Annotated in this window: 11 protein-coding genes; 2 read left to right on the top strand and 9 right to left on the bottom strand. The window is 39.8% G+C overall.

What is annotated here, in order from left to right:
- Positions 1 to 65: 65 nt before the first annotated feature.
- The 6 genes from pyk to dnaE form a co-directional block, all read right to left on the bottom strand.
- The gene (gene pyk / locus M3600_RS04935; RefSeq protein ID WP_233317434.1) at positions 66 to 1,826 is read right to left on the bottom strand and encodes a pyruvate kinase; all 1,761 of its coding nucleotides are present in this window, start codon (positions 1,824 to 1,826) and stop codon (positions 66 to 68) included.
- An 86-nt stretch (positions 1,827 to 1,912) separates the two neighbouring features.
- Entirely contained in the window at positions 1,913 to 2,875 is a 963-nt protein-coding gene (pfkA, locus tag M3600_RS04930) for a 6-phosphofructokinase (RefSeq protein ID WP_233317432.1), read from the bottom strand.
- Between the two features lie 504 nt (positions 2,876 to 3,379).
- Entirely contained in the window at positions 3,380 to 4,333 is a 954-nt protein-coding gene (gene accA / locus M3600_RS04925) for an acetyl-CoA carboxylase carboxyl transferase subunit alpha (protein ID WP_233317429.1), read from the bottom strand.
- The gene (gene accD / locus M3600_RS04920; protein ID WP_237942333.1) at positions 4,327 to 5,196 is read right to left on the bottom strand and encodes an acetyl-CoA carboxylase, carboxyltransferase subunit beta; all 870 of its coding nucleotides are present in this window, start codon (positions 5,194 to 5,196) and stop codon (positions 4,327 to 4,329) included. Before accD ends, accA begins: the two co-directional genes overlap by 7 nt.
- A 169-nt stretch (positions 5,197 to 5,365) precedes the next feature.
- Positions 5,366 to 5,983, bottom strand: a complete 618-nt coding sequence (locus tag M3600_RS04915; RefSeq protein WP_233317427.1) for a FadR/GntR family transcriptional regulator — start codon at positions 5,981 to 5,983, stop codon at positions 5,366 to 5,368.
- Between the two features lie 162 nt (positions 5,984 to 6,145).
- A complete protein-coding gene (dnaE, locus tag M3600_RS04910; protein ID WP_237941796.1) occupies positions 6,146 to 9,508 on the bottom strand; it encodes a DNA polymerase III subunit alpha in 3,363 nt (1,120 codons plus the stop codon).
- Between the two features lie 284 nt (positions 9,509 to 9,792).
- Here dnaE and ytrH point away from each other — a divergent pair, with 284 nt between their 5' ends.
- Together ytrH and ytrI are read left to right on the top strand one after the other, a co-directional pair.
- Positions 9,793 to 10,125 carry a sporulation membrane protein YtrH gene (gene ytrH, locus M3600_RS04905; protein WP_233317424.1) on the top strand — a complete coding sequence of 111 codons (333 nt, stop codon included), beginning with the start codon at positions 9,793 to 9,795 and terminating at the stop codon, positions 10,123 to 10,125.
- Between the two features lies 1 nt (position 10,126).
- Entirely contained in the window at positions 10,127 to 10,636 is a 510-nt protein-coding gene (gene ytrI / locus M3600_RS04900) for a sporulation membrane protein YtrI (protein WP_233317423.1), read from the top strand.
- A 45-nt stretch (positions 10,637 to 10,681) separates the two neighbouring features.
- On the opposite strand, the gene M3600_RS04895 is transcribed toward ytrI, so the two are convergent.
- From M3600_RS04895 to M3600_RS04885, 3 genes are all read right to left on the bottom strand, one after another.
- Positions 10,682 to 11,614 (bottom strand): DHH family phosphoesterase, encoded by a 933-nt coding sequence (locus M3600_RS04895; protein WP_233317422.1) that lies wholly within the window; start codon positions 11,612 to 11,614, stop codon positions 10,682 to 10,684.
- Between the two features lie 18 nt (positions 11,615 to 11,632).
- Complete coding sequence (locus tag M3600_RS04890; protein ID WP_233317421.1) at positions 11,633 to 12,952, bottom strand: DRTGG domain-containing protein; 1,320 nt, start codon at positions 12,950 to 12,952, stop codon at positions 11,633 to 11,635.
- A 389-nt stretch (positions 12,953 to 13,341) separates the two neighbouring features.
- The gene (locus tag M3600_RS04885; protein ID WP_233317420.1) at positions 13,342 to 13,590 is read right to left on the bottom strand and encodes a hypothetical protein; all 249 of its coding nucleotides are present in this window, start codon (positions 13,588 to 13,590) and stop codon (positions 13,342 to 13,344) included.
- Positions 13,591 to 13,687 lie beyond the last annotated feature (97 nt).

Below are 13,687 nucleotides of genomic sequence, written 5' to 3'. Positions count from 1 at the left end.
CATATTCTTCCAAACAAAACAAAACGCCAAGGGTAAAGAACCATTGGCGTTTTTATTATTAACTATTACAGCACACTTGCATGTCCGCTGTAGATTGTTCCAATACGGGAATCAACTGTAATTTCTTGTCCATCTTCGAAGATGCTAGTTGCATTTTCAACACCTACGATTACTGGGATACCAAGATTTAGTCCAACTACAGCAGCATGGCTTGTTAATCCGCCCTCTTCTGTAATCAAAGCACTGCATTTTTCCAAAGCTGGAACCATGTCACGATCTGTTCCTGTAGTTACTAAAACAGAACCTTGCTTCACTTTATCAAGTGCATCCTTCGCATTGTTAGCAACGATAACCTTACCGTAAGCTGTTTTGCGGCCGATACCTTGACCTTTTGCTAAAACGTCTCCAACAACATGAATTTTCATGATGTTTGTAGTTCCTGTTTCACCAACTGGCAGACCAGCTGTAATAACAACTGTGTCACCGTGTGTCACGATAGAGCTGTTAACACTCTCTTGTACTGCTACATCAAGCATTTCATCAGTAGACTCTGATCTTGTGCTTAGACGTGGATAAACACCCCAAACTAGAGCAAGCTGTCTTAAAATATGCGCATCATATGTCACAGCAACAATTGGAGCTTCCGGACGGAATTTAGAAATCATTCTTGCCGTTTGTCCACTTGCAGTTGGTGTGATTACTGCTTTAACATCAAGATTCAAAGCAGTGTGAGCAACAGATTGTCCAATTGAATCAGTGATGTTGTGCTCAATCTCTCTGCTGCGTTTTGAAAGGATCTCTTTATGGTTAAGAGCTGTTTCTGCTCTTGACGCGATATTATGCATTGTTTGAACAGCTTCAACAGGGTATGTTCCAGCAGCTGTTTCTCCAGAAAGCATGATAGCATCTGTACCGTCAAAAATCGCATTTGCTACATCACTTGCTTCCGCTCTTGTTGGACGCGGATTGCGCTGCATGCTGTCAAGCATTTGCGTAGCAGTAATAACCGGCTTACCTAAGATATTACATTTTTTAATCAATAATTTTTGAACCAATGGAACTTCCTCTGCAGGTATTTCCACACCTAAGTCACCGCGTGCTACCATTAAGCCGTCGGAAACTTCCAAGATTTCATCGATGTTATCGACACCTTCTTGGTTTTCGATTTTAGGAATGATATGAACATGAGAAGCGTTATTGTCTTTTAACAACTGCTTGATTTCAAGTACGTCAGATGCACGGCGAACAAATGAAGCTGCGATGAAGTCAATGCCTTGCTCCACTCCGAATAGAATGTCGTTAGCATCTTTTTCTGTGATTCCTGGAAGCTTAACAGAAACGCCAGGCACGTTAACACCTTTTTTGTTTTTCAATGTGCCTGTATTGAGGATTTTTGTATGTATTTCTCCTGCTGCTTTATCAATGCTTGTTACTTCAAGTCCAATTAAGCCATCATCCAAAAGGATTTTGCTTCCTGCTTCGACATCATCGATAAGTCCTTCGTATGTAATGGAGAATTTTTCTGTAGTACCTTCTACTTCTTTCATAGAAACAATGATGTTGTTTCCAGCTACAAGCTCAATAGCACCGTCTTTCATATTATTCGTACGAATTTCCGGGCCTTTTGTATCAAGAAGAATCGCGATGTTTTTACCAGTAACTTCAGATGCTTCACGGATGTTTTTAATACGAGCTCCATGCTCATCAAAATCACCATGAGAGAAGTTTAAACGTGCAACGTTCATACCTGCTTCCATAAGTTGTGTCAGCTTTTCAACACTTTCACTAGCAGGACCGATTGTACATACTATTTTTGTCTTACGCATTATTATTGCCTCCAATTTAAATATTTTTTATTCATGGCAGAGACTCCAAGTAGAAATAATTCTAATTCGAGTCTCCTGTTCTATCATTAGATGGACAATTCTTTTGATAGGCGATATAAGTTCTTGTCGATTGTATGTTTGCGTGATAATGCTTCAATTATATCATAATCTACCAATTGGTTCTTTTCGATACCAACTGCTCGTCCGCCTTTTCCTTCTACAAGAAGCTCGACTGCGTATGCGCCAAGTCTGCTTGCAAGCACACGGTCTGCTGCAGTTGGAGAACCTCCGCGCTGCATATGACCCAATACAGAGACGCGAGTGTCAAACCCGGTGTGCTCTTCAATTTGTCTGCCGATTTCGACACCTGAGCTTACACCTTCAGCAACAATGATAATGCTGTGTTTTTTGCCGCGTTCACTACCTTTTTTCAGACGGTCAACCACTTCTTCAATATGGAAGCCTTCTTCTGGAATAAGGATTGTTTCAGCTCCGCCAGCAAGACCTGCCCAAAGTGCAATGTCTCCAGCGTTTCTTCCCATAACTTCGACAATAAATGTACGCTCATGGGATGTTGCTGTATCGCGGATTTTGTCAATCGCATCAATAACAGTGTTCAAAGCTGTATCAAATCCGATAGTCAGCTCTGTTCCTGGAATATCGTTGTCGATTGTTCCTGGCACGCCGACACATGGATATCCTTGTTCTGTAAGCGCCTTCGCACCCATGTAGGACCCGTCTCCACCGATAACTACAAGACCATCAATACCGTGCTTTTTAAGCTGCTCAATACCTTTTTGTTGACCTTCTTTTGTTTTAAACTCTTCACAACGAGCAGAGAATAAAAATGTTCCGCCGCGGTGAATGATGTCTCCAACAGAACCAACTTCTAGTTTCTTGAAGTTTCCATTGATTAGACCTGCATATCCGCCAATTACTCCGTATACTTCCACGTTATGGAAAATAGCTTTACGCACAACTGCTCTTACTGCTGCATTCATTCCTGGCGCATCTCCGCCGCTAGTTAGTACCCCAATTCTTTTAACCATTACAATCACCTCATACAATTTAATCTACTGCTATGTAGATAAAAACATACATATACTAAATTATATAACATCTTTCTGCAATATCTGTCACAAATATTACACATAAAAAGATAATATTCCCTAAAAAATAGTAATTCCCAAGGCTTTCTTTTCCTTATTATGATAATTTAGCGTTCATTTAATTACATTTGACTATAACAATTCTAACATATCATGAAGGCTCATCTATCTCAACTTTATCTAAAAAAAAAATTAAAGACGGAATTGTCAGCAAAATCTTATTTGCTCCCTCTTTTATCTTTTCCCGAATAAGAAAGCTTAAACCCTCTAGCATGCTATTTAAGAATCTTTGATGATTCCTTTTTTGCCGACATCTGCATTTTCTCATTTTCCGATGATAATTGCTATATTTTCATTCAATATTTTTATATAAAGATTTGCACAAAAAAAAATAAAGCTTAAACAAGAAGCTTATGCTTCCCATTTAAGCTCTTTACGTTAGAATCACTCAGAGATATGTTCTCCGATGCTTTTGAATTTATTGTAACGGTGTTCAACAAGCTCACCTTCTGTCATTGCCCTCAATTCCTTAAGGGATGCAAACAACACCTGTTCAATCTCACCAGCTTGTGCTTCGACATCGTGATGTGCTCCGCCTCTTACCTCTGGAATGATCGTATCAACAATACCCAGCTCCTTCAAATCAGGTGCCGTGATTTTCATCTTTTCTGCAGCTTGCTTTGCCAGATTAGAGTCTTTCCATAGGATGCTTGCTGCACCTTCTGGAGAAATAACGGAATACGTGGAGTTCTCAAGCATATGCATATGGTTACCAACACCTAATGCCAGCGCTCCGCCACTTCCTCCTTCTCCAATTACGATGCAGATAACAGGCACTTTTAAAGAAGCCATCTCAAATAAATTTTTCGCAATAGCTTCACTTTGCCCGCGTTCTTCTGCCGCTTTTCCAGGATAAGCCCCTTTTGTATCAATAAAGCAAACAATCGGCCGTCTAAACTTATCTGCCTGTTTCATTAATCTCAATGCTTTTCTGTATCCCTCAGGATGAGGCATACCAAAGTTTCTGCGGATATTTTCCTTTGTATCCTTCCCTCTTTGGTGGCCTATAACTGTTATCGGAAGACCTTTAAATTTAGCAATACCGGCAACTATTGCTGCATCATCACCAAATGTTCTGTCACCATGCAGCTCGATAAAATCGGTGAAAAGATATGGAATATAGTCAAGAGTTGTCGGTCTGCTTGGGTGTCTTGCAATCTGCACCCTATCCCAAGGCTTCATGTTCTCATATATATCCTTTTCCAATTTCTCCAATCGTTTTTCCAGTTTTTCAATTTCAGTAGAAAGATCAACATTTGCTTTTTTCGAGAAATCTTCAAGTTCTTTAATCTTGTTTTTCAGTTCAACGACTGGCTTGTCAAATTCTAGTTCTACCATTCTGAATCACCGCCCGCTTGATGCATTTCTAATACTAAATGGAGTTTTTCTTTCATTTCCAGTCTCGGTATAACGGCATCGAGCTGACCATGCTTTAATAAAAACTCAGATGTTTGGAAGTCTTCCGGCAGCTTTTCGCCTATCGTCTGTTCGATAATTCTTCTACCTGCGAATCCGATCAGGGCGCCTGGCTCAGCAAAGTTATAGTCTCCTAACGAAGCAAAACTTGCAGACACTCCACCTGTTGTTGGATGTGTCATCACCGTAATGTACAACCCGCCATTGTCGCTGAATTTCTTCAATGCTGTACTTGTTTTAGCCATTTGCATTAAACTGAGGACACCTTCCTGCATCCTTGCACCGCCTGATGCTGTGAAAATGATGAATGGCACAGAAAGTTCATCTGCTTTTTCTATTGCCAAAGTGATTTTCTCTCCGACAACCGATCCCATGCTTCCCATTCTAAAGGAAGAATCCATGACAGCGACTACTACTTGAAGACCATTTATTTCACCAGTGCCTGTTACAACCGCTTCATTCATATGCGTTTTTTTCTGATCGCCTGCGATTTTTTCCTCGTAGCCTGGGAAATTTAATGGATTGCCTGTTTTCATTTCCTTGTTCATCTCTGTGAACGTGCCTTCATCAAGCAAGCTGTCGAGCCTCTCATAGCCTGTCATTGGCAAGTGGAAGCCACAGTTCAGGCAAACCTTGAGGTTCTTTTGCAATTCCTTTGTATACATGATTTTTTTGCAATTGCTGCATTTTGTCATGACACCTTCTGGAACATCATGTTTAGATGATTCTGAAGGGATGGTTGCATATTTCTTTTTTTTCGATTTCGAAAATATTTCCTTTATCATCAATGTGGAAGCCTCCCCATTTTTTTGCATTTTGCGCTTTATCTAAGACCATATTTTTAATCTTAGCAGCACATTATAGTAAAAAAAAGCATACTGATACTTACCTGACTGGCATTTTTAAAAAGTATCTAAAAATCAGGATAATAAATAAAATAATAGCTAATTTTCTTTAAAGTTGCTTTTTTTCCCTATAGTTCATGATCAGTTCTAGTTCATTTTTGCTTTTTATATTATTTAATAGCAGCAAATAGTCTTCTTTTGTCCAGTAGACATTGGAAAACCCTAAAGAATAATAATAATCCTTTAGAATAGTCCATAAACGAAACAGCAAATAGTTGTCGGCTATATGGACAATCTTGAAAAAGAAATCACTCTCACTGACCTTTTCAGACTCAACCCATTCTGTGATTTCGGCCAGCTCTTTCTCTGTCATTTTTTCCATTGCAATTTGCAAACAATTCAATTGTATAAAGTTCTTTGTTTCTAATACATCCAATTTAGCCTTTTCATCACGCAGTATAAATGTGCTGATTAACTGTACAAGACGATGTCCTTGAAAATCCCGAAGAAAAGTGCCTTCGCCTTTTTTCGTCTCAATAAGCCCTAAAAGCTCTAAAGCCCTCAGCGCCTCTCTTACAGACGACCTTCCTGCATTTAGCCTTTCGGAAAGGGTACGTTCAGAGGGAAGCCTGTCTCCAGGTTTTAAGCCATCCTGCTCAATCATGTCCCTTAATTGATTGACTATGTCCAAATAAAGCTTGGAGCTGTTAGAAGAAGACTCGTTCACCGTTCATCATCACCTGCTTCTTGTTAGCATGTCCTTAAAACTTCTGGTCATCTTTCCTTTTCCCGCCATAAAAACTTCCTGTTTCTGTAAGAAAACTCGCGAACTTAGTGGTCAGACCAGTTGACTTATTAAACAATATAACAAGATTGCAGAGTTGTAAAGTTAATCAGACAAGATTACGTGATTTGTACCAAGCAATTCTTCAAGCCTTTGAAGGCATTCCTTTACAGGATCGATGAAGAAATCTTCATTCAGCTGAATTGTCTTTCCAGATTGCACATAGTGGATAATAACAGGGGTAGCCCCTTTATAATTGTTAATGATGTCCAATAGTCTTCCTTTTATTTCATCTGTTTCATTTTCCTGGACAATCTTAATAAATAATTTATGTTTGTTTGCTTTCTGTGATTGGACGATTTCCAAAACATTTGCAGCATCTTGGATAACAAATTGTTTGTTTCCGTTCCGTTCATCAACTTTCCCTTCCATAAATACAATTTTTTCCGTTTGAATCAAGTTTTGCAGTTTTTTATAAGCTGCCGGAAAAGCGACTGCCTCCATTTCCCCGCTCTGGTCACTTATGGAAAGGAACGCCATCGGTTCCCCTTTTTTTGTTCGGATTGCTTTCCAGTCCGTTATATATACTATAGTCCTGTATTTTCCGCCTGGAGCCATCTCACCTAAATGATTAGAGCGAAGCAATTGCTTGTATTGCTCATATATGGAAACTGGGTGATTAGATAGATAGAGTCCGAGAACCTTTTTCTCTAATGAAAGCTTATCCTCTGCGTTCATCGGATCTACTTGGACATATTTCGGCTTAAAGAAAAAGCCTTCTTCACCGAACAGATCATCTTGTTCCATGCCATCTGGATGAACAAGTTGAGCATGCTGAATTGCTACATCAATGGTCGCAAGCAATGTTGCCCTGTCCTCTCCAAATTCGTCAAAGCAGCCTGCGTATATAAAGGCTTCTATGATTTTTCTGTTTACTATCTTTGGAGAGGTTCGCAAACAGAAATCAAAAAGATCCTCAAATCTTTTTTGCCTTCTCGCACGGAACACTTCTTTCAAGACAGCTGCTCCGACCCCTTTAACAGCCGCTAAGCTGTATAAAATCTCACTGCCTTCGACCATAAAGGCGAAATGACTCTTATTAATAGAAGGAGGCAAAACCTTAATACCCATTTGCTTTGATTCCTGGATATACTGCATAATTTTCCCTTCATTTCCGACTGCTGACGTCAGAAGAGATGACATGAAAAACAGCGGATAGTTCGCCTTTAAGTAGGCAAGCTGGTAGGCAATCATACTGTATGCTACTGCGTGACTCCTATTAAACCCGTAATCTGCAAATCGGACAATCAGTTCATAAATTTCATCTGCGGCCTTTTGTGTATATCCCTTTGCCAACGCACCATTTACAAAATGAACCCGTTCTGACGCTAGCACATCCCGCTGCTTTTTGCTCACTGCTCTGCGAAGCAAATCTGCTTCGCCTAGAGTAAAACCTGCCATTTTAGAAGCAATTTGCATAATCTGCTCTTGGTAAACAATTACCCCGTATGTTTTCTCTAAGATTACCTGTAAATCAGGGTGGTAATAATCAATTTCTTCTTTGCCGTGCTTCCTGTTAATATATAACGGGATGTTCTCCATTGGACCGGGACGGTAAAGGGCATTAACAGCTACTATGTCTTCAAACTCTGTTGGTTTTAGCTTTTTCAAGACATTTCTCATTCCGTCAGATTCCAACTGAAATATTCCTGTTGTTTCTCCTTGGCTCAAGAGTTCAAACACTGCTGAATCATCTAAAGGAATTTCTTTAATTGCGATTCTTCTATGTGTTTGGCGCTGAATGGTTTCCATGATAGATTGCAGCAAGGATAAATTCCTTAACCCGAGAAAATCCATCTTTAATAATCCCAGTTCCTCCAAATGCTCCATGCTGTACTGTGTTAAATAAACCTCTTCATTGCCTCCTTGAATCGGGACAATCTGTACAAGGGGCTCTTCGCTTAACACTACCCCAGCAGCATGTGTAGACGCATGTCGCGGCAGCCCTTCTATTTTGCAAGCTGTTTCAAAGATTTGTTTATTTTTCGGAGATTCCGCAATAAATGCTTGAAGCTGCTTTGATTCCCGCAGGGACTGCTCCAATGTGATTCCAAGCTTCGAGGGCACTGATTTTGAAAGTTGCTCCAACTCTTTCATCGATAACCCAAAAACCCTGCCAACATCTCTTAAGGCAGCTTTTGCTGCAAGTGTCCCAAATGTAATAATTTGTGCTACATGCAGCTCACCATATTTGTTTTTAACATATTCAATAACCTGTTCCCGCTTGTCATCCGGGAAATCAATATCGATATCTGGCATCGTAATCCGTTCAGGATTCAAGAAGCGCTCAAACAGCAAGTCATATTTTATCGGATCAACGTCTGTAATGAACAACACATATGCAACCATCGAGCCTGCAGCAGAACCCCTTCCAGGCCCTGTTAGGATTTCGTTGTCTCTTGCATATTTCATAAAGTCCCAGACAATCAGAAAGTAATCGCTGTAGCCCATCCGGTTGATTACATCCAGTTCATAACGAAGGCGTTCCATATGTATTTTCGAAGGATTTGTATATCTAGCTTTCAGCCCTTGCTCGCATAAGTCCAGTAAATACCCGTCGGCTGTTTGTCCGGCTAAAAGAGGGTATTTTGGCAATGCAGCGACCTTCTCTCCAAGCTGGAATTCACATGCTGAAGCAACCGCCCAAGTATTCTCCAACGCCTCCGGCTCCTCGCTGAACAGCTCTACCATCTCCTGCTTGCTTTTCAAATAACGCTCTTCAGATTCCCATTCATCCTGTACTACCTCAGCTAAGGTGATGCCATGTTTAATTGCATTCAAACAGCTTTGCGCAAAACGGTCTCCCTTGCTTGTATACTTGACATCATTTACAGCAATCAGTTTTGTTGCTGAAGACTCTGCTAATTCTTTTAGCTTTTTATTCAAGGCTGTCTCTGCTTCTATCCCGTGCTTTTGTAGCGATAAATAAAAATGACCGGGAGCGAGTATGCTCTTAAATAAAGCCACTGTTTCTTTAGCGTGCTCTAGGTCTTCTGCCAGCAGAGACTGCTCTATTTCACCACTATGTCCTGGAGTAAACGCAAACAGCCCGTCAGCATAATGCTTTAGCCATCTGATTGGAATGCCTTGTTTGTTTTTAGTCTGGATGGCACTTGATAATTTCAACAGGTTTTGGAAGCCTTCCCCGTTTTTTGCCAGCAGCACTAGAGGGAAGGCCGTATCTGTGTGCTTTTCACTGATAATATCGACAGTTAAACCGATAATAGGTTTAATATTCTGCTTGATACATTCCTTATAAAAAGCTGCCGTCCCATACATAACATTGCGATCGGTCAAGGCAAGCGCACTGAATCCCCTTTCCTTCGCAGCGGAAACAAGCTGTTTAACGGACGCTGTACTCGACAGCAAGCTGTACGCGCTTGATACTTGCAGATGAACAAAAGACATATAATCACCACTCTTTTACAAAAACTTTCTACTATTATTCTTTATCGCCACAATCATTTAATTGTTCGACTATGGCAACTAATTATCCTTTTATTATAGTTCTATTGCATAAAAAAAGAAAATATGTTCTTACTTTTTCATTGTCTATACGAATTCCTTATAGCAAAGCCTAATTCATTTTAATATGGAAGTTTTTTCGTGTTTCCAAACTCCAGCAATCATAATTCCCCCAGTTTGTCCATATGTATGATTAAGAGAATAATAGGGACTGTGAGGTTGACAAGATGAACCAAGAACCATTTTTCCCGGCATTTATAGAAAGCTATTTTATTGCCCTTGGTGTTGTGCTCGGAGGTGCCCTGTTAGGCGGTTTAGCCGCATTTATGACAGGCAAGCCTCTCTTGACAGAAATAACGAAATTGTCGGATATGATTAGGATTTGGGCGATTGTTACAGCTATAGGCGGCACTTTCGATGCAATCAATACAATTGAAAAGGGTATTTATGACGCCGGAACGAAAGATCTTTTCAAACAGATACTATTGATTGTTTCTGCATTCGGCGGGGCCCATACTGGTGCAACGATCTTACGATGGATAACACAGGAGTATATTTAACATGAGGATACCACCGTTTTATAAAAATGTTTCCCTTCAGCGTTTTTTTGCTGGAATGGTGATAGGAGGCTTTATAAGCTGGTGTGTCTTTCTGTTTATGTTTGGTGTTTGGCAAGAAAGGTACAGCACTGAAATAAAAAATCAAAAAAGCACGATTGCAGACTTAGAAAAAGATAAGGAAATATGGCAGCAGGAGTTTTCCGAGCTGAATAAAAAAGCGGAGGAAAAACTGACAATACAAGGAATAGTCGTGAAAATAAACAGCAAAGACAAGGAAAAATACGATATCAAACCATTTAATGCTTTAGAAATGGAAGATGCTATTAAGGAAGATCTGCGGACAATTGTGGCTAAAGATATGGAGCTTGTATATAAAAGCCGGGCCCTGCTCAAGAAATCTATCGAAAATAAAGTGGTCGAATCAGATCAAAAGCGCTACAGATTCAAAGTCTCTGAGCTTATCATTTATACGACTGTATATGTAGAGCTGAGTGTAACCTTTGCCGATTAGCAGTATGATAAAAAACCCAAGAAATAATTCTTGGGTTTTTACTTTTTATTTACAAAGCTCATCTAAATCACGGATAACGTCTTGTGCAACATCCCAGCTAAATATACTCGCTCCAGATGCGAGGGGATGACCGCCCCCATTGTACTTTTTCGCAAGGACATTAATAATAGGACCTTTAGAGCGGAATCTGACCCTGATTTGATCGTCTTCTTCAATAAAGAACACCCATGCTGTAATACCCTTTACGCTTCCCAGTTCGCCGACAAGTAACGAAGCTTGCGAAGGAACAGCCTCAAAACGGCTTAATACCTCCTTATCAAGCTTCATATATGCTGCTCCGCTTGGAAGCATCGTAAAATTCTGCAGCACATATCCATTTAATTTAACGATATTTGGTTCAAGCTCATACATTTGATTGTACATGTCAGGCCGTGTGAAGTTGTAATTTATTAATTCTCCTGCATAGCTGAAGGTTTTTTCTGTTGTGCTTGGATATAAAAACCTGCCTGTATCTCCGACAATGCCGGCATAAAGCAGTCTTGCTCCTTCATCGTTCAGCTTCAAGCCTTGATCTTTGCCAAATAAATAAAATTCATAAATCATTTCGCTTACAGAGCTTGCCGAAGTATCGACCCAAACAATATCCCCGTATGGATCGTCATTAGGATGATGGTCAATTTTTATCAGCATACGCCCTTTTGTATATCTACTATCACATACTCTTTCTTGATTGGCAGTATCGCAAACAATAACTAAAGCATTCTCATACATGCTGTCCTCAATTACATCAAGTCTTCGTAAAAAATGAAGCGATTCTTCTTCCTTCCCTACTGTATAAACTTTTTTGGCAGGGAAAGATGTTTTGATGATTTCAGCCAAGCCTCCTTGAGATCCATATGCATCTGGATCTGGACGGACATGCCTGTGGATTATAATGGTTTCAAATTGTTTAATTGCATCTAATATGCTTTGTTTCATCTTCTATTTCTCTCCTTTCTAGTGTCTGTCAATTAACTGGCACATCATCATAGCCTTGCCGACAAGCACGCCTTGATTGAACACTTCTACATCGACTTTCCCAAATTTCCGGCCAACTTCCAGGATTTTCGGGACTATTTCAATGGTGCTGTCAATCTGAACTGGTTTTATAAAATAGATTGTTAAGTTTTCCACCACTAAATCGCCTTTTTTATGCCCTCTCAGCACTCGGTTTGCAGCTTCTGCAACAATGGTGGTGAACACTCCATAAGAAATGGTTCCTAAGTGATTTGTCATCTGCGGGGTAACTTCGCAAGTAAAGGAATTTTCTGACTTCGGTTTGCCTTTAGAAACATTGATTTGTTTTGTAATGATATCATCAATTGTTTCGCCAATCTGCGGCTGTCTCTGATTCATCTGCAGCGCTTTTAAGACATCCTGTCTGCTTATGATTCCCTGGAGCCTATTTGCTTCATCAACTACTGGAAGCAGCTCAATCCCTTCCCAAACCATAATGTGGGAGCAAGAGGCTACACTTGTTTTGCCGCCGACTGTAACAGGGCTTTTCGTCATAATCTTTTCAACTGATATTTCCTTTTGTTTACCGATAATATCTTTCGAAGTAACCATGCCTTGTACTTTCATGTTGGCATCAACAACTGGAAACCTGCCATGCATTGTCTCTTCATTATATTTCTGCCACATGGAAACAGGATCATCTGTCTTTAAATAAATCGTCTCTTCCAAAGGAGTCAGAACATCCTCTACAAGCACTATTTCCTTTTTAATCAACTGATCATAGATTGCCCTGTTGATCATGGTAGCAACAGTAAAGGAATCATAGCTTGTTAAAATAATCGGAAGCTGCAGCTCATCAGCAAGCCGCTTCACATGTTCCTCTGTATCAAATCCACCGGTAATTAAAACAGCCGCACCTGCTCTTAATACATGCTCCTGAGCCTTTATTCTGTTCCCAATGATCATTAAATTGCCTGCACCTGTATAGCGCATCATTGCATCTAGTTTCATCGCTCCAATGACAAATCGGTTTAGGGTTTTATGAAGTCCATCCCTTCCGCCAAGAACTTGTCCATCTACAATATTTACTACCTCAGCAAATGTCAGCTTTTCAATATTTTCTTTCTTTTTTCTTTCAATCCTTATCGTTCCAACCCGTTCAATCGTGCTGACATACCCTTTATTCTCAGCCTCCTTAATAGCACGATAGGCTGTTCCTTCGCTTACGCTCAGCGCCTTTGCGATTTGCCTGACGGAAATTTTTTCTCCAACGGGCAGTTCGTCGATATAATTCAGAATCTGTTCATGTTTTGTTGCCACTGTTCACCCTCCTTTTGGGTTTCATTCTCTATGTAGTCAACTCATAAACTTAATGAAAACGGGTAAGTTTAGTGAGTTTAGCTCTTTCGGTTGTCTTCTCTTTTATTATAGAATGTCCACTCGTTCGATTCAATCCAATATGTATATAACAGTGAAATTTTTATCGTCTTAATTATTAGTACAGTTTTGACCATTTAGTTATTTAATACTTGTATGACAAAGAAAAAAGAAAGTAACGAAAGAATTGTTACAAATAATTCATATATCTGTTATAGAATTAGAAGCAAAAAAAGAAGCTTGCCAAATCCCTTCTTCATTATCCACCAATGTTGCCCAATTATGCGAATGGACTCACCTGTGATTGAGAAGCTTTGACAAGCTTAAGTATTTTATTGATAGTAACGGATTTTTCTTTTCTTTTGCAGCTGCTGAAGTGTTTTTTTACTGTTCTGTTGTTTTGCTTTTGGCGTATACAGCAATGCAGTTAAGTTTCCTGCAAGCACAAAGATGGCAAATGCGAGCCAAGTAACAGAAAAGATTCCTGCCAAGCCAGCATCATACGGAGCAAGCCTTGGTACACCATAATATAAAAGAACACCACATAACAGAATGCATAATAAATACCGATTCTTCTTCATATTTTTCCTCCTTTTTTCACTTATAACCATTCTATGCGGACAAGTTTAAAAAAAGTCATTCTTCTTGAATATTTCGCATTACTAAAGGTTTACAAGC

Origin of the sequence: Niallia sp. MER 6 (assembly GCF_023714395.1) — a bacterium.
In the GTDB taxonomy this organism is placed as follows: domain Bacteria; phylum Bacillota; class Bacilli; order Bacillales; family Cytobacillaceae; genus Niallia.
The sequence above is the reverse complement of the archived record's forward strand: the minus strand, read 5'-3'. Positions and strand labels throughout refer to the sequence as shown.